Here is a 22,819-nt window from a genome sequence, read left to right on the forward strand (position 1 = left end):
CGAGGCCGATTCGGGTTCACCCAACCATAACTGAACACTGTTCAGGAGAGGAAGCCGGGGGTCCGACTCACTCCCATTCGATGGTGCCCGGAGGCTTGGAGGTGACGTCGAGGACGACTCGGTTGATCTCGTCGACCTCGTTCGTGATGCGGTTCGAGATCACCGAGAGCACGTCATAGGGCACGCGAGTCCAATCAGCGGTCATCGCGTCCTCGCTCGAGACCGGGCGCAGCACGACCGGGTGGCCGTAGGTGCGGCCGTCGCCCTGGACGCCGACCGAGCGGACGTCAGCCAGCAGGACAACCGGGCACTGCCAGATCTCGTCGTCGAGGCCTGCCTTCGTCAGCTCCTCGCGGGCGATGGCGTCGGCCCTGCGCAGGATCGCCAGGCGGTCCTCGGTGACTTCGCCGATGATGCGGATCGCCAGCCCCGGTCCGGGGAACGGCTGGCGGGAGACGATGGTCTCCGGCACGCCGAGCTCCCGGCCGATCGCGCGGACCTCGTCCTTGAACAGGGCGCGCAGAGGTTCGATGAGCTCGAACGTGATGTCGTCGGGCAGGCCACCCACGTTGTGGTGGCTCTTGATGTTCGCAGTCCCGGATCCGCCGCCGGATTCGACGACGTCGGGGTAGAGCGTGCCCTGGACGAGGAAGCCGATCTCTTCGCCTTCGTCCTTGGCCTCGAGCACGAGGTCGGCAGCGGCCTGCTCAAAGGTGCGGATGAACTCGCGACCGATGATCTTGCGCTTGGTCTCGGGGTCGGAGACTCCGGCGAGCTCACTCATGAAGCGCTCACGCGCATCGATGGTGACGAGACGGACGCCGATCGAGTTCACGTAGTCGTTCTCGACCTGCTCACGTTCGTTTTCGCGCAGGAGGCCATGGTCGACGAACACGCAGGTGAGCTGGTCGCCGATCGCCTTGTGCACGAGTGCCGCGGCAACCGAGGAGTCGACGCCGCCGGAGAGAGCACAGATGACGTTCTTCGATCCGGCGCGAGCGCGGATGAGTTCGACCTGCTCATCGATGACGGAGGTGTTCGTCCAATCGGCGCTCAGGCCGGCGACGTTGAACAGGAAGTTCTCGAGGATCTTCTGTCCGTGCTCGGAGTGGAGGACCTCGGGGTGCCACTGCACGCCGGCGAACTTCCGGGCCGCGCATTCGAAAGCTGCGACCGGGGTATCAGGGGTCGAGGCGAGGACATCGAAGTCAGCAGGCGCCTCGGCGACGGAGTCCCCGTGGGACATCCAGACCTTGTAGTCGCTCGGGGTCTCGGCCAGCAGAGATCCGGGGCTTGAAACTGAGACCGGTGTCGATCCGTACTCGCGCTTGTCGGTCTTCGCCACGCGTCCGCCGAGGGCGGTCGACATCAGCTGGAAGCCGTAGCAGATGCCCATGGTCGGCACTCCGAGGTCGAACACTGCGGTGTCGAAGCCGGGTGCACCCTCGTCGTTGACGCTCGAGGGTCCGCCGGAGAGCACGATGGCCACCGGGTTCTTCGCCGCGAACTCCGCGGCCGGTGCGTCGTGGGCGATGATCTCGGAATACAGTCCCGCCTCGCGGATGCGCCGGGCGATGAGCTGGGCGTACTGCGCACCGAAATCGACTACGAGGACAGGAGGCACCTGTGTGCTCTGGGTTTGCGTCATGCCCCAATTCTAAACACCGGGCCCCCAGCACCCAACACGAGGTTCAGCGGGCGGACGAACCGCGCCGTCGGAACCTCGCCGAGGTGGGGCTCAGCTCTTGGGTGCAACCACGACGGCCGCTGCCAGTTCGCCCTCAACCTGCCGGTTGATGCGCCGTTCGAGGATGAACGACATCACCGGGACGACGCCGGCCAGCGCCAGCACGATGTAGCGGCCCAGACTCCAGCGCATCTGCTGGTTGAGCCAGAAGCAGCCGATGAGGTAGACGACGTAGCACCAGCCGTGGCAGATCGCGATCGCCGCAGCGAGGTTGAAGCCGCCGAAGTTCAGCGCCGCCTCCGAGTCGGCTGCGATGAGGTACTTGTAGATCATCTCGAAGGTGAGGATGAGCAGCATCGTGCCGGTGATGATGGCCATCACCCGGTAGAACTTCAGGGCATTGCGCGCCGAGGTGAAGCGCTTAACGCTCCACACATTGCTCTCGTCGACGTCGGGTCGGGAATCCAAGGACTCAGGTTCGTGACTCACGCTCAGTTTCCTCCGGTCGTTCTCGTGTCGCTGTCGTTCGTGGTGCTGCTGTTCGTGGTGCTGCTGAATTCGGTATCGCCGTGATCGGTATCGCCGGCCTTGGCACCGGAACGTCTGCCCCGCGGCTTCTTGGCCCCGTGCCTGTGGGCGGGAAGCCCCGTCAGTCCCGACATCACCTCGGGATCGATCATGGACCGGCCCGCAGCCTTGACCACAACATACTCGACCTGGTTCGCAGGGTCCTGAGAGTCGGAGCCGCCATCGAGTCGGCGCCTCATATAGTCGTCACGCAGCAGCTGCCACCACATGTACAGGGCCATGACGGCGAAGATCAGCCATTCGACGGCATAGACGGCCGACTGCAGATCGAATCCGCCTTCGTCGCGCGTCGTCGTGGGCGGGACCAGGGTCAGACCGTCCGTGCCGATCGATGAGGCGGCGCCGGTAGCCGACTCGGGAATCAGGAACCCGGAATAGGTGAGCAGGTCCGGGAACATGTTGATGATCTGCGAAGTGGAGACGCTGCGAACCTGACCTTCGGGCAGGCTGTTGCCCGGCAGCGGGCCCTCGATCGGCCCGATCCGTGCCGCTATCTTCACGTCGCCCTCCTGGGCACGCGAGTTCATAGCGGTCTTCTCGTCCGTGGTGAATCCGCGCAGAACGGGGATCGCGATCGTCTTGTCGTCCGAGTTCACGCGAGCCGATTCGCCGAGGTGGGCGCCGTCGGGGGCGAACATCGTCACCACCCAGTACCCTTTCTCCCCATCGAGGACTCGTTCGGGCACGACCACCTGGGCGTCGGGGATCCAATGACCCGACAGGCTCACTCGCTGATCGGCGAGGATCCCGGGCATCGGGGCTTCGGCGCCCATGACATCGTTGAAGTCCTTGAGCTCATTGACGCTAGACGACTCGACGACGTCGTTCTTGTGCTCGGCCCGATCGACCTGCCAGGCGGAGAGCCCGACGAAGCAGGTGACGAGAAGCAGGACGAGGAGCAGAGACCCCAACCATTTGGGGGTCAGCGCCAGACGGAACAGATCAGACCACCGAGCCAGGCTGGTAAGGCGACACGGTGACGTCGACGCGCTGGAATTCCTTCAGGTCGACGTAACCCGTGGTGGCAAGAGCTCGGCGCAGGGCACCGGCGAGGTTGAGTTCGCCGATCGCCGTCCGGCCGGGGCCGAACAGGACCTGCTCGAGGCTGCCGACGGTTCCCAGCTCCACGCGGTGGCCACGGGGCAGTTCGGGGTGGTGCGCCTCGGCGCCCCAGTGCATGCCGCGACCGGGTGCCTCGGTCGACCGGGCCAGCGCGGTGCCGAGCATCACAGCGTCGGCGCCGACACCGAAGGCCTTGACGATCTCGCCGCTCGTGCCCAGTCCGCCATCGGCGATGACGTGGACGTAACGGCCTCCGGATTCGTCCATGTAGTCCCGGCGCGCTGCGTGGACGTCCGCGATGGCGGTGGCCATCGGGGCATGGATTCCCAAGGTTCGACGGGTCGTCGCTGCTGCTCCCCCGCCGAAGCCGACGAGCACGCCAGCCGCGCCGGTGCGCATGAGGTGAAGGGCAGCAGTGTAGGTCGCGGCGCCGCCGACGATGACAGGAACGTCGAGTTCGTAGATGAACTGCTTGAGGTTGAGCGGCTCCGACTGCGAGGACACATGCTCGGCCGAGACCGTGGTGCCGCGGATGACGAAGATGTCCACACCGGCGTCGATGACTGTCTTGTAGAACTGCTGAGTCCGCTGCGGGGTCAGCGCACCGGCGACGGTGACTCCGGCTTCACGGATCTGCTCGAGACGCGCGGTGATGAGCTCGGCCTGGATCGGTGCGGAGTAGAGCTCCTGCATCCGTGCCGTGGCCATCTCGGCCGGCAGCTGGGCGATTTCGGCCAGCAGCGGGTTGGGATCCTCGTAGCGAGTCCACAGTCCCTCGAGGTCGAGGACGCCGAGGCCGCCGTGCTGGCCCAGCGCGATGACCGTCTCAGGAGACATCGCCGAGTCCATCGGGGCGCCGATGAATGGAAGATCGAACTGATAGGCATCGATCTGCCAGGTCAGGGACACATCTTCGGGGTCCCTCGTTCGCCGAGCAGGGATGACGGCGATGTCATCTAGCGAATAGCCGCGACGACCGCGCTTGCCTTTGCCGATTTCGATTTCTGAAGTCACGCGAATAGCCTATCCCACCCCACTGTCGCCGGGGACTCAGCCCACTATGAGGAACGGGGAGTCTCCCCTGGTAGAAAGCGGAGCTTGAGCGTGAAGGGTGAAGCGGAACCTAAGCGTGCAGGTAGTTGGCCACGACCGCCTCGGCGGCGGTGACGAAGGCCCGCACATGCGGAAGATGGGCTTCGCGCTCACGCACATGCATGACCACCCGGCGGACGGGCAGCGGGTCGGTCAGTGGCACGGCGACCGACCCGGGCGGCAGCTGGAGCGTCGACAAGCGCGGCAGGACGGTGATGGCCAGGTTGGCCGCGACCAGGGCGAGCGCAGCGAAGTCGTCCTCGGAGGCGGCGAAGGTCCGCGGCTCGAAGCCAGCGGCGGCGCAGGCGAGTTCGACGACCTTGCTCGTTGGGCCGGCCCACAGGTCGTAGTCGACCCAACGCTGATCCTCGAGGTCTTTGAACGGGACGACGTCGAGATCGGCGAACTCGTGCCTCTCGGAGACGACGACCCGGTAGTCGTCGTCGAAGAGAACGGTGCGCGTCATCCCCGGCAGGTGGACGGCTTCGTCCTGGGGGACCTCGCTGCGGATCTCGATCGTGCAATGGCTGCGACGGACCTTGGCCGGTTCGTTGAGTTGAATGTCGAAGCGCAGATCGGGGTGGTCGAGAGCGATCGGTTCGATGATGCCTGGCAGCAGTCCGGCATTGAATGAGGTGAAGGCTGCGATGCGCATCCGCGGGCGATTCACGGTGCGGAAACTCTCGACGAGCGAGTCGAGTCGGCTCAGACCGGTGAAGACGTCGTTGGACTCCTCGGCCAGGCGCTTGCCCAGCTCGGTGATCTCAATGCCCCGCCCCGAGCGGCGATAGAGAGGCAGACCGACGGACTTCTGCAGCGTGGTGATGTGCTGGCTGACCGTGGCCGGGGTGTAGTTGAGGCTCCGCGCTGCGGCCACCACGGAGCCGGTGGCCACGACGGCTCGCCACACGCGCAGACGGTTGAGTTCCCACATGCAGTTCAGCGTACGCGATGAATGTTAGGCAGAACCGAATGGTTGTTAGCAAATGATTGCTTTTCTCGACCTGTCTGGGCAGGCAGAATTGGCTGTGGCCCCGTTGGGGTCGCTCTTGTGCAGCGTTGCACGCACCGCCCCACCCGTCCACATCGCATCGCTATGCACCAAGGAGCACCATGACCGGACCCGAGCTCATCACGATCGCCGGCGCAGCCGCCGTTCTTGCGGTCACGCCCGGCCCCGAGACCATTCTCACCGTGCGACTGGCCGCCCTGCGGCGCAAGGCCGGGCTGATCTATTCGTTCGGTTCGGCCACGGGCATGACGGTGTGGATGATCGCGGCACTGACCGGCGTCTCGGCCCTGCTCACCGCCTATCCCTCGGCGCTGATCGGGCTCAAGGTCGTCGGCGGGCTCTACCTGTGCTTCCTCGGTGTGCTGGCGGCCCGCCAGGCCAAGCGCATCAGGACCGAGCTGCGAGGGACTCCCCCGCTCGGCCAGGTCGGTGAGATCGCCGCTGCCACAGATGACCTCGTCTCCGACGATGTCCCGGCTGCAGCGAGCACCGGCGCGAAGGGATCCTGGGGACAGCTGCGCTCGGTCATCTCGTACCGTCGTGGCCTGATCTCGTCGTTGACCAACCCGAAGGCAGGACTGTTCTTCCTAGCCGTCATGCCGACCTTCATCCCAGCGTCGGCGGCGGGCGCGGACTTCGTCCTCCTCGTTGCAGTCGTCATCGCGATCGGCCTCGTCTACCAGATCATCCTGGCCCTGCTTGCCGGATACGCAGCAGCAGCCCTGCAGCGCAGAAGCACAGACTTCTGGATCGAAGCCGTCTCAGCGGGCATCCTCGTCATCATGGGCATCGTGGTCATCGCCATGCCCGTCTGAGCCCTCGTCATCGCCATGCCCGTTTGAGCTCTCGATTCCTGGCCGCAGCCTCAGGCTCAGAACTCAAACGGGGCGTTGTCGATCAGCCGAGTTGCACCGGCGATCGCAGAGACGAGCAGCAGCGCTGAACCGCGGAAGTCATTCGGGCACGGCTGCAGATTGCCCGCATCGACGAGGCTGAGATAGTCGACATCGATACCGCCGGCAGTCACGGCGGCATCGAGGACCACACGGGCAGCACGCTCAACGTCCCCGGGCCCAGCTCCTTGCGACGCCACCTCGACTGCCGCTTCAAGCGCGCGGGGAATCGCCAGTGCCGCACTCCGATCTTCGGCGTTGAGGAACGTATTGCGACTCGACATTGCGAGGCCATCAGGATCTCGAACCACCGGCAGTCCGACCAACTCCAGGTCAAAGTTGAGATCCTCGATCATGCGCCTGACCAGGCAGTACTGCTGAATATCTTTGAGCCCGAAGACCGCGATATCGGGTTTCACCAAGGTGAAGAGCTTCGCGACGACGGTGAGGACGCCGTCGAAATGTCCGGGCCTGGCCGCACCTTCGAAGACCTCACCCATGCGTCCCGACGACACGCGAACCTCCGGAGCCGAGGGATACATCTCCCCCACAGCCGGGGCGAAGACGAAATCCACTCCCGCCTCCTCACACAGTGCCTTGTCGGCGGTGAACGGGCGCGGATACTTCACGAAATCCTCGTCTGCTCCGAACTGCAGAGGATTGACGAAGATGCTCGTCACCACCAGATCGGCCGACTCCCGAGCCCGGTCCATCAGCGCCTGATGCCCCGAATGCAATGCACCCATCGTCGGCACCAGCGCGACCGTTCCGGACTGTCCTTTCCTCCAGGCGCGAAGGGCCTGGATTCCACCGATCTCCATCACTCGAAGTTCCTTTCCGGCTCGGGGAACTCTCCGCTTTTGACTTCAGCGACATAATTGCCGACGGCTTCAGACAGGATCGAATGCAAGTTGGCATACCGTTTGACGAAGCGCGGAGCCTTCCCGGGGCGCAGACCGGCCATGTCCTGCCACACGAGGACCTGTGCGTCGCACCCGGCGCCGGCCCCGATCCCCACGGTCGGGATCGCCACAGCGGCCGTCACCTGGGCGGCCAACTCCGCTGGGACCATCTCCATGACCACGGAGAATGCACCCGCCTCGGCGACGGCATGCGCATCGGCCAGCAGCGCTTCGGCGGCGTCCCCGCGACCCTGAACCTTGTACCCGCCGAGGTTATGCTCGGCTTGGGGCGTGAACCCGATGTGGGCCATGACAGGTATACCGGCGCTCGTGATCGCCCGGATGCGCGAGGCGACACCGACGCCGCCCTCGAGCTTGATCGCGTGGACCTCGGCCTCCTTCATGAACCGCACGGCTGTCGCGACCGCCTGCTCGTCGGAGATTTCGTAGCTGCCGAAGGGCAGGTCTGCGACGACGAGGGCGCGCGATGTCGCCTTCGACACCGCTCTGGCCAAGGGGATGAGCTCGTCGACTGTGACTGGAAGCGTCGTCTCGTGGCCGTAGACATTGTTCGCGGCGGAATCTCCTACGAGCAGCGCCTCGACGCCGGACTGCTCAAAGATCGCGGCCGTGTACTGGTCGTAGCTGGTGAGCATCGCCCACCGCCGGCCTTCAGCCTTGGCCTTGATCAGGTCGAGCGTGCGCACCCGTCGCGGCGGTTTCGCCGTTCCGGCAGAATCGGCGGCATCTGCTGCGACGCCTCTCGACGGGGCGGAGGCACCAACACCTCCCCCGTACGGCGACGGCTCTTCGGATGGGAGTGAGTTTTCGGGCATGGGCATTGTGGATCCTCTTCGGTCGGCTGTGTTCGGCACACTACCGGCGTCGGTCGGTTGCCCCATGCCGGAATGCGCAGTATCGAAATCGAGTCGACCCGGGTTGCGAGCCTGATTCCAGCCTATGGCATCGGCTCGGACATCACAGAGGCGGGCGTCGGAGTTGTACATTACGACCTCAGGTGATTAAGCTCAAATCTGCGTAAATATTTCGCTGCGCGCCACACTGCACCGCGAAGGACCCGCACCTACCGCGAAGGACGATGATGACCACAACAGCCTCGATCGAGCTCACCCTCAGGGACATCTCCGCGAAGGGTGCGAACGACGACATGTGTTCGACCGACCTCATCGATGCCCCGTGGGACGTCGACGTCAAACCCGGATACGGGCCCGGCGCTTCGATGGACGATCCGATTCCCGCTGCATCTCCACGCCAGGGTGAGATCCCCGCCGAGTACAGGGACGCCTCCGCTGAGGAACTCAATGACCGGATCATCCGCGCCAAGGACAAGCTCGGCGACAGGGTCGTCATCCTCGGCCACCACTATCAGCGGGTCGAGGTCATCGAGCACGCTGACTACATCGGCGACTCGTTCATGCTCGCCAAGGCCGCCCAGAACCACCCGGAGGCTGAGGCCATCGTCTTCTGCGGCGTGCACTTCATGGCTGAGACCGCGGACCTGCTCTCCACCTCTGACCAGTCGGTGATCCTGCCCAACCTCGCCGCCGGCTGCTCGATGGCAGACATGGCCGACATCGACCAGGTCGAGGACTGCTGGGAGCAGCTGACCGATCTGTTGGGCACCGAGCCCGATGCCGAGGGCAAGGTGCCCGTCATCCCGGTCACTTACATGAATTCCTCGGCCGCGATCAAGGGGTTCTGCGGACGCAACGGCGGCATCGTGTGCACCTCCTCCAACGCCGAGGTGGTCCTTGAGTGGGCGTTTGAGCGCGGGCAGCGCGTGCTGTTCTTCCCCGACCAGCACCTGGGCCGCAACACCGCGCTGACCATGGGCATCGACATCGAGGCGATGCCGCTGTGGAACCCGGCCCGGCCGCTGGGCAACAACTCCCCCGACACCGTGAAGGACTCGAAGGTCATCCTGTGGCAGGGATTCTGCTCCGTGCACAAACGCTTCACCCCCGCGCAGATCGCGCAGGCACGCGTCGATCACCCCGATGTGCGCGTCATCGTCCACCCCGAGTGCCCGCAGGAGACCGTGGCCGCGGCCGATGAGTCCGGGTCCACGGCCTACATCACGAAGGCCATCGCCGAGGCGGTCGAGCCGACCACGTTCGCCATCGGAACCGAGATCAACCTCGTCCAGCGCCTGGCGGCCGAACATCCCGAGCACACCATCTTCTGCCTCGATCCTGTCGTGTGCCCATGCTCGACGATGTATCGGATCCACCCCGGCTACATCGCCTGGGTCCTCGAGTCGCTGCTCGACGGGACCGTGATCAACCAGATCTCCGTCGACGCCGAGGTGGCCGATCCGGCTCGTGTCTCGCTGGAGCGAATGCTCGCTGCGAAGCCCCGGATCTGATCATGGCTCATATCGTCATCATCGGCTCCGGGATTGCGGGCCTCACCACTGCGCTGCGGTTGGCAGGCAGCCACGAGGTGACCGTCGTGACCAAGGACGGTCTGGGAGAGTCGAATACGGCCATGGCCCAAGGCGGGATCGCCGGCGTTCTCGCGGCCGATGACAGCGTCGATTCGCACATCGACGACACCCTGATCGCCGGCGCTGGGCTCAGTGATGAGGCCGCCGTCCGTGTGCTGTGCACAGAGGGCCCCGATCGGATTCTTGAGCTCGCCGCAGCCGGCGTCACCTTCGACACGGATACTTCCGGGCACTGGGCCAGAGGCATGGAGGGCGCACATTCTGTGGCGCGCATCGTCCATTCCGGCGGAGATGCCACCGGCCACGCGATCACCGATGCCCTGGTCAAGGCCACCCGCACCGAGGCGGCCGCTGGGACCATCGCTGTGCGTGAGCATTCGATGCTCGTCGACGTCGCAATCGGTGAGGGCAGAGCCACCGGCGTCAGCCTGCTCCACGACGGAAGACTCGAAATACTGGCCGCCGATGCTGTGGTGCTGGCCACCGGTGGTGCGGGACAGCTCTTCGCCCACACGACGAATCCACTGGCCGCAACAGGTGACGGTCTGGCCGCCGCGATCCGTGCTGGTGCTGACGTCGCTGATCTGGAGTTCTTTCAGTTCCACCCGACGGCACTTGCCGGGGCCGGTTTCCTCATCTCGGAAGCGGTCCGCGGCGCTGGTGCAATCTTGCTCGACGCGCACGGTCGCCGCTTCATGCCCGACGTCGACCGCCGAGCCGAACTCGCGCCCCGCGACGTCGTGGCACTGGCGATCCACCGGACAATGGCGGCGCAGGATGGGGAACCCTGTTACCTCGATGCGAGGGCCATCGCCGAGGTGACTGCTCACTTCCCGTCGATCACCCGCGGTCTCGCAGCCCACGGACTCGACCTCGCGACCGACCTCATTCCTGTCACTCCTGCGGCTCACTACTTCATGGGCGGTGTCGCCACTGATCTGGACGGCCGAACCTCGGTCGACGGACTCTTCGCCATCGGCGAGGTTGCCTTCACCGGCGTTCACGGCGCCAACCGTCTGGCTTCGAACTCTCTGCTTGAAGGTGCGGTGTTCGGAGCACGAGCCGCTGAGGCGATCGCGGCGGGCGCCCGTGGCTCCTCTGGCTGCACTGCATCCCCCGGGGCTGCTCGCTTCCCTGGCACCACTCCCTCCCTCGCTCAGATCGCTCGGAACGGTCAGATTGCTCGGAACGAAGTGCAGAATCTCGCGTGGGATCACCTCGGCGTCGAACGCAGCGAAACGGGACTGCGGACACTGCTCGACCGCCTCGGCGAGGTTGAGGCAAACGCTGATCGGTCCATCTCCGGCGCCGCGGATCGATTCGCGTCGGACATTGACAACGAGCAGCTGCGCGAGCAACTCGAGACCGCGAACCTCACCCTCATCGCGCGGCACATCGCCGCTCATGCGCTCGCGCGGAAGGAGAGTCGCGGAGCCCATACCCGCACCGACTTCCCCGCGACGGGCGCCGTGCCGGTTCTGCAGCCCGGATTCGTCGAATCCACGCCCACCACTTCCCTGCTTCAGGAGGCTGTTTCATGCTGACGACCGCAACGATCGAGTCCGCGCTTCGATTCGCACTCGACGAGGATGCTCCCTGGGGCGACATCACGGGTGACACTTTCATCCCGGCCACCGCCTCGGCGCAGGCGGTACTCAGTGCGCGTGAGGCCGGCATCTTTGCTGGTGGTGAGGTCTTCGCCAGGGCATTTTCGCTCGTCGATGCCAGTGTCGAAGTGGATGTCACCGCCGCCGACGGCGAGTCCTTCTCCCCCGGTGACACCCTGGCGACGGTGTCGGGCCCGGCCCGGGCAGTGCTGCGGGCAGAGCGGATCGCGCTCAACTTCTGCCAGCGAATGAGTGGCATCGCGACGCATACCCGGGCTTTCGTTGATGCTGCTGCCACGAACTCCGCCGGCATGAGTGTGCGCATTGCTGACACTCGCAAAACGACCCCGGGTCTGCGAGCTTTCGAGAAGCACGCGGTGCGCTGCGGCGGCGGACACAACCACCGGTTCGGCCTCTCCGACGCGGTCATGGTCAAGGACAACCATCTCGCAGTCCTCGCCGGTGAGAAGGCAGATGTCAGCGCCGCAATCCGGTCGGCTCGAGCGCAGCTGTCGCATACGACGACGATCGAGGTCGAGGTCGACCGACTCGAGCAGATCGGCCCGGTCCTCGACGGTGGTGCCGACATCATCATGCTCGACAACTTCTCGCTGGCCGATCTGCGTGCCGGAGTCGAACTCATCGCCGGTCGCGCGGTGGTCGAAGCCAGCGGCAACGTCACTCTCGACACGGTTGCCGATATTGCGGCCACCGGGGTCGACGTGATCTCGTCCGGGGCGTTGACTCACAGTGTCCGCGCGATCGATTTGGGGCTCGACCTGGTTCTGGACGCGGGCTGACATGACGCTCGATTCGCCCCTCGGCAACGGCAGCACTCCGCTCTACCTCGACACCGCCTCGGCGGCACCGGTCCGTCGAGAGGCTCTCGAAGCCGCGTGGCCATATCTGACCGCAGCGTTCGGCAACCCCTCGAGCCACCACGAGGTTGGGCGCACTTCGGCAGAAGCGCTCACGGATGCCCGGCGCCGGGTCGCGAAGGTCTTGGGCATGCGCAGCACGGACATCATCTTCACCAGCGGCGGCACCGAATCGGACAATCTTGCGATCATCGGGATGGGGCTCGGTGCCGATGCGGGCGTTCCCTCAGGTGGTGGCAATGCCGATGATGAGTCACCTCGGCGGCATATCGTCACCTCGGCCATCGAGCATGAAGCCGTGCTCGCCTCGGTGGATTTCTTGGTGCGTCGGCACGGGTTCGAAGTCACGGAGGTTGCGGTCGGGCCTGATGGCACCATCACGCCCGATGCCCTCCGCGCCGCGCTGCGTAAGGACACGGCGCTGGTCAGTCTGGGCTATGCGAACAACGAGGTCGGAACGGTCGGCGATGTCTCAGCTCTGGCCGAGGCCGCCCATCAGGCAGGTGCCCTGTTCCACACGGATGCCGTGCAGGCGGCGGGCTGGCTGCCGCTGAGCGGGCTCGGCGTCGACGCCATGAGCCTGGCCGGGCACAAGGTCGGTGCACCGAAGGGAATCGGCGTGGTCGCGATCCGCGCACGCATCCCGGTCGAGCCGATCATCCACGGTGGCGGCCAGGAGTCCGGGCGCCGGTCGGGGACGGAGAACGTCGCGTTGGCCGTTGCCTTCGCCACTGCCCTCGACCTCGCCGAGGCAGAGCGCATCGAGGCCGCCGATCGTGTCCAGGCCATCCGGGATGCCTTCATCGCCGAGGTGACCGGCTCGGTGCCGGGTGTCTTCCTCACCGGCAGCGCTGAGTCCAGGACCCCGAACCATGCGTCGTTCTGCTTTCCGGGCACCAGCGGAGAGGCGGTGCTGCTCGAACTCGAGCGTTTGGGCGTGACCGCTTCGAGCGGGTCAGCCTGTGCGGTCGGTTCTGACGAACCCTCGCATGTGCTCGTGGCAATGGGCATTGACGCCGAGGTCGCCAAGACAAGCGTCCGTTTCACGTTCCCGTCGAGCATCACTGCTGACCAGGGACGTCAGGCTGCCGAAGCGGTGGTTGCCGCGGCGAATCACTTGGCGCTCAGCTATATGTGAGTCTCCGCATGAGCAGTCCACTTCTCGCTAAGTGGCTCTATCTTTATGCCCATTTTGGGTCGAAAATAGAAGGGAGTATTCCACACGGGCGCGAGGGGGCCGTCATGGATTTGCTGATTCTCTTCGTTATCGGGGTGTCCTTCACCACGATCGTTTTCTTCATCGGACGATATGCCTGTCCGCGACGAGATCGCGTGCCTCTCATGGAAGTCGACCATATTCTCCTGTGGACCACGTTGCGTCGCGGTTGGCATGCCATGGGTTCGTTCGGACCGATCACGAATAAGACCGAAGGACCGCCGGGAACTCACCCAGCCTGATCGGCTGACATTGCTAGTCTGGCAGGGTGACTTCCTCATCAGCTCCGCGCCAGAATCCGCTCGAGGCCACCGCCGCGCTCGTCTTCGCGACGGTCTCGATTCTTGTGTTCATCGGTGCTTCCATATGGTTCTGGACTCAGGCTCCGGAGACCGTCGCCAGCCATTTCGACGCGTCCGGGCAACCCGATGACTGGTCGTCGAAGGCTGGAATGATGGCGGTATTGGTACCGCTCGGCATCGGATTTCCGCTGATCTTCTCGATCCGGTGGATCTGGGAGAAGCTGCCGACAGCGATCATCAATTTTCCGAACAAGGACTATTGGCTCGAACGCGGCGAGCACGCGTATCTCTATGACTGCCTCATGCAGTTCCTGCGCACCCTCGGCGGCTCGCTGGCCCTGCTCTTCACGACGATTCTTGTCATGATCCTGCGCGAAGGTCGCGGCGCATCGATGCCGACCGGCATGAGCTTCGTCCCCACCGTGTTTTTTCTCGTCATCGCCGGTTTGGCGACGTGGCGCACCTATCGGCAACTCAAGCCCTGAAACTGGGCCGACCCCGGATATCGCCTCAGTGGCTCAGCTCTTCGGCACGAACACTGTCGCATCCCAGTCCTGCAGCGCATGCGCCGAGGCCCAGAAGTGCAGCTCGTAGACACATGCCTGTTCGAAGGTCGCCCGCATCCTCGCGGCATCTTCGGCCGAAGCCTTGTCGAGCTCCTGCTCGAGGATCTGCACGGCCTGCCGAGTCGATTCGTCGAACTCCGGAGATTCGTAGGTCTGCACCCACGTCCGATACGGATGATTTTCGCTCATCTGGCCTGCCCGCTCGACGAGCACCTTGCCCATGTGCGCATACACCCAGAAGCACGGCAGGACTCCGGCGACTCCTTCGCCGTATGGTGCACTGGCAGCGGTGGCCACGAGGTAGGACACGTAGCCCAGGGTCGTGGGAGAGGCTTTGAACCGGGCGCCGCTGTTGACCAGCTCCTCCTGGCCTGCAGCCAGACGAGGATCGGCGAGCAGCTGATCGTGCATCTCTTCTTCGACCGTAATGGCCTCTGCCGCCGAGCTTGCCCAGAAACGCGACTCGTCCCGGTCGTTCGTCGATGCTGCCAGGAATGACATCGCCTTGGCGTAGCCGGTGAGATAGAGGCTGTCCTGAGTGATGTAGTTCGTGAATGCCTTCACATCGAGGCTGCCGTCGGCCAGTTGGCTGAGGAATGGCAGGCTCTCAATCTGATCAATGATCGGGCGAACGCGCTCCCACATCTGCGTGGTCTGCGATCCGGCAGAGAAGTCGGTCGTCATCTCATTCTCCTTATATATGTGTGTCAGTTGAGGTGTGTGTCAGTTGAGGTGTGTGTCAGTTGAGGTGTGTGTCAGTTTGAGGTGTGCGAGTGCGGTGAACCGACCACGCAGCCCACTCGTGTCAGCGACGGACGATGTCGACCTGGTGGTCGACGGGACCGTGGGCCCCGTCCGGGTCGAGGCTGACCTGCCAGTCGGCTGCTGAGCGCAGTGCACGGGCCAGGTAGTTCAGCGCACTGTCCACCGCATCAACCAGAAGTGACGTGCTCACCTCGGTGACTCCACGTTCGCGTTTGCGCACAGCAACCTCGGCGGTGATTGCGGCCGACAGGGTGCACCCGGTGCCATGGGTATTCGGCGTCGGCACCCGCGGGTGGGTGAACTCGGTGAGCTCGCCATCTGCGGTGACGAGGACATCGGCGACATCCCCGTCGAGCGCATGACCGCCCTTGAGCAGGACCGCTCGCGGACCGCGGGCGACGAGCTCCTTCGCCTGCTCGACCATCTGCTTCTGATTCTGCGCCGCGGGCACATCATCGCCGAGGAGCAGGGCCGCCTCGGGCAGGTTCGGGGTGATGAGGTCGGAGACCGGCAGCAGGTGGTCGCGGACGGCGTCGACGGCATCGACCTCGAGCAGGCGGTGTCCGGAGGTCGCGACCATGACCGGATCGACTGTGTAGAAGCCCAGCTGACCTTGGGCCGCTCGTTCAACGACGAGTTCCACGAGAGAGCGTGAGCCCAGCATCCCCGACTTCGTGGCGTCGACTGGCATATCGGTCAGCACACTGTCGAGCTGGTCGGAGACGAAGTCGTCGTCGATCGGATAGACGCGCGAGACTCCGTGTGTATTCTGAGCGACCAGCGCCGTGATGGCCGTAGTGCCCAACACCCCGCGCGCGGTGAAGGTCTTGAGGTCCGCGTGGATGCCCGCTCCCCCGCTGGGGTCGGTGCCCGCGATGGACAGCACGATCGGCGGCCGGGTGGTCTGCTCTGCCCCGGTCATGATGCGTCGCCCTCGGTCGTCGAGTCGTCGCCGTCAGCAGTGCCGTTGCTGTCAGTACTGACGTCCCCGTCAGCGCTGCCCTTGCCGTCAGCAGTACCGTTGCCGAATTCTGCGAGCAGTTCCTCGGCTGCAAGACGCGGGTCCTCGGCACGGCAGATCGCAGAGACCACGCAGATCCCAACCAGTCCCCGACCCCGAAGCTCGGCAGCACGATCGGTGCTGATCCCGCCGATGGCGACCGCGGGAAGTCCCGCTTCACTCACCAGCTCGCCGAGGCGGTCGGGCCCGATCCCGTCGGGTGCGTCGGTCTTCGTCGTGGTGTCGTAGACCGGCCCGATGCCGATGAGGTCGACGACGCCCGAAGCGCGGGCGGCGTCGAACTCTGCGCTGTTCGCCGCGGACAGTCCGATGAGTGGTTCCGGTCCGACCAACCCTCGCACTTTCTCGACCGAGGTGTCCGATTGCCCCACGTGAATGTGGACGGCCTCGTCTTCGGCGAGGAGTCGCTGGGCGACGGCAACGCGGTCGTTGAGGACGACGGGAACCCGACGGTTCGTGCCCGCCACGGCCCTGTCGACGGCCGCGATGACTTCGCGCGTCAGTGTGTAGAACGCCGTATCGTCGATGTCCTTGTCACGGACCTGGACGATTCCGACTCCCCCGGCCACGGCTGCGTGAACAGTCTCGGCGACACTGCGCCCAGCCGACTCACACTGGGCAGTGTCGGTGACGAGGTACAGGCGAGAGTCGATGCCGGACAGGCGCGGGTTTGCAGGGTGAGTATCAGCAGACTGAGTATCAGCAGACTGAGTATCAGCAGACTGAGTCTCGCTGCTCGACGACGAATTCTGACCTGCGGAGATGTCCGACTCGATCATGATGCGTCCTCCTCGAAGGCTGCGACCTCGACGCGAGCCTGTGCCAGCTGATCGCCGGTCATCGAGTAGAGCGCATCGAGGAAGTTGACCGAGTAGCTGCCCGGTCCCTGCGCCCCTGCGGCAGCAACTTCGCCGGCTACGGCGAAGTGGGCATGAGCGGCGACCACGGCATTGAACCTCGCCCAGGCGGTAGCCGATTCCGACTGACCGGGCCGCGACTGACTGGCCTCCGACGCACCAGCCCCCGTCGAGTCGTCGACTGCTCCACCGGCACTCGCCAGGTACGCGACAGTCACCGCACCGAGCGAGCAACCGGTGCCGATGACGAGCGGCATGAACGAGTGTCCTCCGTCGACTCGGGCAACATGGTCTGTCCCATCGATGTGAGCGATGATCGCGTCCCGCGGGCCGGACACAGCGACGACGGCACCGGTCGTTCGCGCAAGGGCTGCTGCCGCAGGAAGCACTGCGTCGACCTCGTCGGTGGAATCGACTCCGCGACCGCCCAGACCGACTCCCGCGAGAGCGGCGATCTCGGAGGCGTTTCCGCGAATCGCTGTGGGTGACGACGCGGCAGCGCGGTGGATCCGTGTGGTTCGGAAGTCGACGGCTCCGACGCTCACCGGGTCGAGGACCCAGGGCTTGGAGTCAGCGTTGGCTGCCTCGATGGCGGCGTCGGCGGCGAGGAACTGCTGGTTCGTAGCGGTGCCGAAATTGACCAGCAGACCGTTCGCGATGTGAGTGAATTGTGCGGCATCGGCGTCATGGTCGAGCATCGCCGGGGCGGCACCGATCGCCAGAAGCACATTGGCACTGAACTGCTGCACCACTGTGTTCGTGATGCATTGGATGAGTGGATTGTTCGCACGCAGTCGCGCATTGGCAGAACGCAGGTCGAAGTCAACCATGACGATCCCTTCGCTAGTATGGCCCAGATCAGGTTCGATGGGTGTTCTCTCAGCCTCACGCGATCAGCGTCAGGCACCCCATGTCAATGCCTTCGACTGTATCAGCCCAGGCCCAGCACCGCCGAGGCAGCAACCCTGTGACGGCACGCTGGAACTCAGGCCCCACCTCGGCGCCCTCCCCACCTCGGCGCCCTCCCCACCTCGGCGCCTCAGCGCCCGCCAACGCGTCGAGCGGACCACTTATCATCGAGAGCACCAGTTACAACTGGTACTTTCGACGTTAAGTGGTCCGCTCGATGAACTCGCCGGGCGAGATGCACTCACTGCACTCGATGAACTCGCTGGGCGAGATCGGCGAATCGGGGCTAGCCGCGTCCGACGTAGCGCTGTCCGCGGCGGCTCAAGGCGTCGATGACGACAGCCGTGAGCAGGACAAGCGCGGTGATGATCTGCTGCGCATCGGAGTTGAAGCCGATGAGGTAGAGACCGTTGTTGATCGCACCGACGACCAAGGCACCGAGCACGGCTGCCCAAGCGGTACCGCGCCCACCGAACAGCGACGTGCCGCCGATGACTGCTGCCGCGATGGCATTGAGCAGGTCCTGCGTGCTCACCAGCGTCGATCCCGCATTCGTCGTCACACCGGTCTTGATGAATCCGAACAGTGCGGCCAGCACACCGGCGGCCATGAACACGCTGATGCGCACCCAGGTCACGCGGATACCCGCACGCCTCGCCGCCTCGACCTTGCCGCCGACGGCGTAGATCGAACGACCGTACTTGGTCTTGCGCAGCACCAGATCGATGCCGATCGCGATGACGATCATGAGGAAGAACGGCATCGCCAGACCGAAGTCCTGGTTGACGAGGACGAGGAAGCCGAACACGATGGCTGCCAACAGCACGATGCGCACGGTGACCGAGGTCCAGCTGGGGCTGTCGAGGCCTTCCTTATGGCGACGCATCTTCGAGTAGACGATGCCGGCGCCGAAGCCGATGACGGCAACTGCTCCGAACACGTAGGCCCAGACGGCTGGGAAGTAGTAGCTGGAGAAGTCGAAGGCGAAGGTGTCGGCCATCGACAGGTTCTTCTGCACGCCCAGCGTTGTCAGGGTCAGCCCGGTGAATGCCAGCAGACCAGCCAAGGTGACTACGAAGGCCGGGATGCCGACCACGGCGAAGAACCACCCCTGGATCGCACCGACGACCAGGCCCAACAGCAGCATGATGACGAGCGCGATCAGCGGTGGCACCCCTTGCCTGACCACGAGAACGCCGAGGAGTGAGGCCGAAAGCCCGCCCAACTGCGCCAGGGAAAGATCAATCTCGCCGAGGAGCAGGATGAGGTTGATGCCCAGCGCGAGGATCGCGAGGAACGCGACCTGGGTGGACAGGTTGACGAGGTTGGCTGGTGAGATGAACTTGCTGTTCGCCGACTGGAAGACGACGATGATGACGATGAGCGCGAGGATGACAGGAAACGAGCCGAGCTGGCCCTCCTTGACTCGGCGCACGAACGTGGCGAAGAATCCCTCGCTGGAAATCCGTTCGTCGGTGATGAATGAGTTGCGGGTCATCGACGCTCACCCCTTCGCGTCGCTCGCTGAGTGACGACGTTGTCGCTGGCACCGGTGATCGCGGCGACCAGCACATCCGTGCGTTCGTCGCCGGGGAAGTCGCCGGCATCCTTGCCCAATCGGAGTACGTGGACTCGATCACAGACGGCTTGCACATCGGCCATATTGTGGCTGACCAGCAGCACGCCCAGTTCGCGTTCACGCAGACGCTCGATGAGGTTGAGCACCTCGGCCGTCTGGGCTACACCCAGTGCCGCGGTCGGCTCGTCGAGCATGACGACCGATGGTTCGCCGAGGAGGGACCTGGCGATCGCGACCGTCTGACGTTGGCCGCCGGACAGGGCTGCGATCGGGACCCTCACGCTCGGGATCTTCGCCGAGAGGCTGCGCAGCAGCTCCCAGGATTTGGCCTCCATCGTGACTTCGTCGAGGACGCCGCCGCGAGTCTTCTCATGTCCCAAGAAGAGGTTAGCCACCACGTCGAGGTTCTCGCACAGGGAGAGATCCTGGAAGACGGTGGCCACACCAGCCTTCTGAGCATCCTTGGGTGATGTGAACTTCTGCGGCCGGCCATCCATGAGGACCTGGCCCTCATCAGCGCCGTGGACGCCCGCGATGACCTTGACGAGCGTGGACTTTCCCGCACCGTTGTCACCGACGAGACCGACGACTTCACCGCGGCCGATCGTGAGATTGATGTCGGTCAGTGCCTGGACGGCGCCGAATCGTTTGTTGATTCCGCGCAGCTCAAGCACTGGCTCGACTCCGCCCGCCGGCGCCCGCTGGTCTGCGGGCGCCGGATCATTGGTTTGAGTGTTCATGTATTCCTACTCGCCGATGCTTACTTGACGCCGGCGTCGTCGCAGAGCTTCTTCACGTCACCGGTGCAGATGTCAGAGGCCTTGATCTGGTCACCGACGATGTCCTTGATGGTGTCCTTCGTGACGACCTTGGCTTCGACGAAGTCCGTCGGGGTGTCCTTGTAGGTCGTTGAGCCCTTGGGATCTTCGCCGCCGGCCAGAGCGACTGCGGCCTTGGCCGCGAATTCCGCCTGGGGCGGGATCGACTTGTAGATCGTGGCGTACTGATCACCTTTGAGGATGTTCTGCAGACCGTCGACCTCGGCGTCCTGGCCGGTGACCACGGGTTCGTCCTTGGCCTTCTTCGTAGCGGCGATGACACCGCCGGCAGTGCCGTCGTTGGCTGAGTAGATGGCGATGGGCTTCTTGTCCGAGCTCTGCAGCTGGCCTTCGACCCACTGGCGGGCGTCGTCCGGGTTCCAGTCGAGGGTGTCGTGGCTGGCGGCGATGTCGACGCCGGCCTTCTTCAGGGTCTCCTCGGCGCCGGCCTTGAAGTCAGCGGCGTTCGGGTCCTTCGGATCACCGTTGACCATCCACACCGGCCCCGATTTCGGGTCGACCTTCTTGGCCTTGAGTCCGTCGAGGACAGCCTGGCCCTGGAGGTTGCCGATCTTCTTGTTGTCGAAGGAAGTGTAGTAGTCAGCGCCGTCGAAGAAGCGGTCGTAGGCGATGACAGGGATCTTCTTCGCTTCGGCCTTCGACAGCGAGGAGGCAACAGCCGATGCGTCGACCGGGTCGAGCACGATGGCGTCGACGCCCTCGGTCACAGCGGCTTCGAACTGCTGCTGCTGCTGAGTCGCGTCCTGGTTGGCGTTGCGGTATTCGACTTTCGCGTCAGGATTGGCTTCTTTGACGTACTTCTCGAAGTTCGGCTTGTCGAGCGATTCGTAGCGGGTGGTCTTGGACTCCGGCAGCAGCAGAGCGATGGTGACGTCGCCGTCTCCACTCGAGGAACCGCTGTCGGCTTCCTCATTGCCCTGACCCTTCTGGCTTCCGCAGCCGCTGAGCGCGAGGGCGCCTATGGCAACTGAGGCACCGAGGAGGGCGAATCTCTTCCGGGACTGCTTGTTACGGGACTGCAGGTTGTGCGTCATTGTGAACCTTTCAATTTTTCTGACAACGTTGTCAGGCTGGTCAATATAATTCGCCCATCGGGGCCCGGTGTCAACTGTTTCGATGAAATGAGTTCGCCGGTGTCGTCTCTGAGGACAAGACGAACTGCCCTGATTTCGCCTGCCTGCAGTCTGTCAGTGGTCCGGACGCTCCTCGCCGCTTCCGCGGGGAATCACATGGACGGGAATTTCGATCGCACCCGCTCCCCCACGATCGCCGAGGTTGCCCTGTCCTTGCGAACGATCTCCGTCGTCGGCATCGGCGACGGTTTCAGGCCCATCCTCAAAATCCGGCGGACCCTGCAGACGGCGGACCGCCTCGGCGGCCATGAGGTCGATGTCGCGATCGATGACGGTCACATCGAGCAGCTCAGCGGCGGGGAAATCGTCGATCCCGACCAGCGCCGGCCACTGGTCGAGGCGGCGGCACGCGTCGATGGCTCCTTGAGTCAGAGTCGCGGACAAGGTGATCAGGGCGCTCGGGGCGCTGCGGGAGCCGAGCCACGCGGCGACGACGTTCTTCGCACTCGCTTGGTCGTGCGCCTCTTCCTGCATGTAGGCACGCCAGCCGATGTCGGAGCGCCCGACGAAGGCCGATTGGATTCCGGCGAGGCGGTCCGCGCTGATCTGGGTCGTCGAATGGTCGCCGATGACGCCGAGGCTGATATGTCCGTGGGCGAGCAGCTGCTCGGCGGCGAGTCGACCGGCACGCTCTTCGTCGCCGGTGATGACGATGACTCCATCGCCGGTGACTGCGGGGTCGAAGGAGACGATCACTGCAGATGAGGACTGTGCGGCTCGGGTGTAGAAGTGGGCGACGTCAGGGTGGGCCCGGATGACGCAGACTCCAGCCATGTCGGTGGCCAGACACTCGTCGAGGAAGATCTGCTCGCGGTTCGCATCGTCGTTGGTCACCGTCACGACCGGGTGCAGTCCGACCTGCCCGAGTGCGGCTTCCAAGCGGGTGAAGAGTCGGGCCTGGAACGGGTCGGCTCCGTCGCTCATGATCACGCCGATATAGGGCGATCGGCTTCCGGCGCGTAGGCGTCTGGCCGTTGAGTTGAGGCGAAAGCCCAGCTCAGCCGCGGCGTCTTCGACTTTCTCTGCAGTGGAAGCGGCCACGTGCTTTTCGCCGTTGAGGACTCGAGAAGCTGTTTTGATGCTGACGCCTGCGCGCGAAGCGACCGTGGCCAGAGTCGGCCGATCGTTCTGCTTCGCCATGACGACACCTTTGAGTCGGGAGTTCCTCGCACCGTTGCGCGGCCGGCGAATCCGCGACCGTAGGAATGATGATAGCCGTTGGCGCCTGAGAGGACCCAGTTGGAGGCGCGAGCGGATCAGCGTCCGGTCAGGGCAGCCTCTTCTTGCCGAAAATCAATCATTGCCTTCTGCTTCTCTGAAGATGACTCCACTCAGTCATCGAACCACGGAACTCCCCGCCAACGCGACACCTGCCCAAACTCACAGGCAACAGAGCGGTCCCAAAACTCAAGCATGATGTCCGCCGAGGTGGGGGCTGGGTCCC

General features: G+C 64.5%; 21 protein-coding genes and 1 riboswitch. Of the genes, 6 read left to right on the forward strand and 15 right to left on the reverse strand.

Translation table 11 applies throughout. The annotated features are described in order from the left end of the window. Window positions 1-67 precede the first annotated feature (67 nt). The 5 genes from guaA to MPN20_RS06575 form a co-directional block, all read right to left on the reverse strand. Complete coding sequence (guaA, locus tag MPN20_RS06555) at window positions 68-1,648, reverse strand: glutamine-hydrolyzing GMP synthase (RefSeq protein WP_242780683.1); 1,581 nt, start codon at window positions 1,646-1,648, stop codon at window positions 68-70. Between the two features lie 90 nt (window positions 1,649-1,738). Continuing rightward, a complete protein-coding gene (locus MPN20_RS06560) occupies window positions 1,739-2,176 on the reverse strand; it encodes a DUF3817 domain-containing protein (RefSeq protein WP_242780685.1) in 438 nt (145 codons plus the stop codon). A 2-nt stretch (window positions 2,177-2,178) separates the two neighbouring features. Continuing rightward, window positions 2,179-3,186 carry an SURF1 family protein gene (locus tag MPN20_RS06565; RefSeq protein ID WP_242780687.1) on the reverse strand — a complete coding sequence of 336 codons (1,008 nt, stop codon included), beginning with the start codon at window positions 3,184-3,186 and terminating at the stop codon, window positions 2,179-2,181. 31 nt (window positions 3,187-3,217) lie between these two features. Continuing rightward, window positions 3,218-4,351, reverse strand: coding sequence for a GuaB3 family IMP dehydrogenase-related protein (locus tag MPN20_RS06570; protein WP_242780689.1), 1,134 nt, complete (start codon window positions 4,349-4,351; stop codon window positions 3,218-3,220). A gap of 109 nt (window positions 4,352-4,460) precedes the next feature. Continuing rightward, on the reverse strand, window positions 4,461-5,363 hold the full coding sequence (locus MPN20_RS06575; RefSeq protein ID WP_242780691.1) for a LysR family transcriptional regulator: 903 nt from the start codon (window positions 5,361-5,363) through the stop codon (window positions 4,461-4,463). Between the two features lie 179 nt (window positions 5,364-5,542). Here MPN20_RS06575 and MPN20_RS06580 point away from each other — a divergent pair, with 179 nt between their 5' ends. Then, entirely contained in the window at window positions 5,543-6,256 is a 714-nt protein-coding gene (locus tag MPN20_RS06580) for a LysE family translocator (RefSeq protein WP_242780693.1), read from the forward strand. A 56-nt stretch (window positions 6,257-6,312) separates the two neighbouring features. On the opposite strand, the gene panC is transcribed toward MPN20_RS06580, so the two are convergent. Both panC and panB read right to left on the reverse strand, forming a co-directional pair. Continuing rightward, window positions 6,313-7,155 carry a pantoate--beta-alanine ligase gene (gene panC / locus MPN20_RS06585; RefSeq protein WP_242780695.1) on the reverse strand — a complete coding sequence of 281 codons (843 nt, stop codon included), beginning with the start codon at window positions 7,153-7,155 and terminating at the stop codon, window positions 6,313-6,315. Then, window positions 7,155-8,078, reverse strand: coding sequence for a 3-methyl-2-oxobutanoate hydroxymethyltransferase (gene panB / locus MPN20_RS06590; RefSeq protein WP_242780697.1), 924 nt, complete (start codon window positions 8,076-8,078; stop codon window positions 7,155-7,157). Before panB ends, panC begins: the two co-directional genes overlap by 1 nt. 260 nt (window positions 8,079-8,338) lie before the next feature. Here panB and nadA point away from each other — a divergent pair, with 260 nt between their 5' ends. The 5 genes from nadA to MPN20_RS06615 all read left to right on the forward strand — a co-directional run bounded on the left by nadA (window position 8,339) and on the right by MPN20_RS06615 (window position 14,191). Continuing rightward, window positions 8,339-9,622: a quinolinate synthase NadA gene (gene nadA, locus MPN20_RS06595; protein WP_242780699.1), complete on the forward strand. Its 1,284-nt coding sequence runs from the start codon at window positions 8,339-8,341 to the stop codon at window positions 9,620-9,622. Window positions 9,623-9,624: 2 nt separating this feature from the next. Further along, window positions 9,625-11,247 (forward strand): L-aspartate oxidase, encoded by a 1,623-nt coding sequence (gene nadB / locus MPN20_RS06600; RefSeq protein WP_242780700.1) that lies wholly within the window; start codon window positions 9,625-9,627, stop codon window positions 11,245-11,247. Next, the gene (gene nadC, locus MPN20_RS06605) at window positions 11,241-12,110 is read left to right on the forward strand and encodes a carboxylating nicotinate-nucleotide diphosphorylase (protein ID WP_242780701.1); all 870 of its coding nucleotides are present in this window, start codon (window positions 11,241-11,243) and stop codon (window positions 12,108-12,110) included. Before nadB ends, nadC begins: the two co-directional genes overlap by 7 nt. 1 nt (window position 12,111) lies before the next feature. Further along, window positions 12,112-13,326, forward strand: a complete 1,215-nt coding sequence (locus MPN20_RS06610; protein ID WP_242780702.1) for a cysteine desulfurase family protein — start codon at window positions 12,112-12,114, stop codon at window positions 13,324-13,326. Window positions 13,327-13,672: 346 nt separating this feature from the next. Beyond that, complete coding sequence (locus MPN20_RS06615; RefSeq protein ID WP_242780703.1) at window positions 13,673-14,191, forward strand: DUF1648 domain-containing protein; 519 nt, start codon at window positions 13,673-13,675, stop codon at window positions 14,189-14,191. Between the two features lie 33 nt (window positions 14,192-14,224). On the opposite strand, the gene MPN20_RS06620 is transcribed toward MPN20_RS06615, so the two are convergent. From MPN20_RS06620 to MPN20_RS06655, 8 genes are all read right to left on the reverse strand, one after another. Next, window positions 14,225-14,956 carry a TenA family protein gene (locus MPN20_RS06620; RefSeq protein WP_242780704.1) on the reverse strand — a complete coding sequence of 244 codons (732 nt, stop codon included), beginning with the start codon at window positions 14,954-14,956 and terminating at the stop codon, window positions 14,225-14,227. Window positions 14,957-15,077: 121 nt separating this feature from the next. Next, on the reverse strand, window positions 15,078-15,959 hold the full coding sequence (thiD, locus tag MPN20_RS06625) for a bifunctional hydroxymethylpyrimidine kinase/phosphomethylpyrimidine kinase (RefSeq protein WP_242780705.1): 882 nt from the start codon (window positions 15,957-15,959) through the stop codon (window positions 15,078-15,080). Then, entirely contained in the window at window positions 15,956-16,837 is an 882-nt protein-coding gene (gene thiE / locus MPN20_RS06630) for a thiamine phosphate synthase (protein WP_242780706.1), read from the reverse strand. The genes thiD and thiE overlap by 4 nt, the downstream gene beginning before the upstream one ends. Next, the gene (locus tag MPN20_RS06635; RefSeq protein ID WP_242780707.1) at window positions 16,834-17,745 is read right to left on the reverse strand and encodes a hydroxyethylthiazole kinase; all 912 of its coding nucleotides are present in this window, start codon (window positions 17,743-17,745) and stop codon (window positions 16,834-16,836) included. Before MPN20_RS06635 ends, thiE begins: the two co-directional genes overlap by 4 nt. Beyond that, window positions 17,733-17,836, reverse strand: a riboswitch (TPP riboswitch). Its footprint overlaps the gene before it by 13 nt. 274 nt (window positions 17,837-18,110) lie before the next feature. Further along, window positions 18,111-19,322, reverse strand: a complete 1,212-nt coding sequence (locus MPN20_RS06640; RefSeq protein WP_242780708.1) for an ABC transporter permease — start codon at window positions 19,320-19,322, stop codon at window positions 18,111-18,113. Next, window positions 19,319-20,143 carry an ATP-binding cassette domain-containing protein gene (locus tag MPN20_RS06645; RefSeq protein WP_242780709.1) on the reverse strand — a complete coding sequence of 275 codons (825 nt, stop codon included), beginning with the start codon at window positions 20,141-20,143 and terminating at the stop codon, window positions 19,319-19,321. The genes MPN20_RS06640 and MPN20_RS06645 overlap by 4 nt, the downstream gene beginning before the upstream one ends. A gap of 20 nt (window positions 20,144-20,163) precedes the next feature. Beyond that, the gene (locus MPN20_RS06650) at window positions 20,164-21,276 is read right to left on the reverse strand and encodes a substrate-binding domain-containing protein (protein ID WP_242780710.1); all 1,113 of its coding nucleotides are present in this window, start codon (window positions 21,274-21,276) and stop codon (window positions 20,164-20,166) included. A gap of 153 nt (window positions 21,277-21,429) precedes the next feature. Then, complete coding sequence (locus MPN20_RS06655) at window positions 21,430-22,515, reverse strand: LacI family DNA-binding transcriptional regulator (protein WP_242780711.1); 1,086 nt, start codon at window positions 22,513-22,515, stop codon at window positions 21,430-21,432. Window positions 22,516-22,819 lie beyond the last annotated feature (304 nt).

The sequence above is a fragment of the Brevibacterium sp. ZH18 genome (assembly GCF_022748595.1).
Lineage (GTDB): Bacteria > Actinomycetota > Actinomycetes > Actinomycetales > Brevibacteriaceae > Brevibacterium.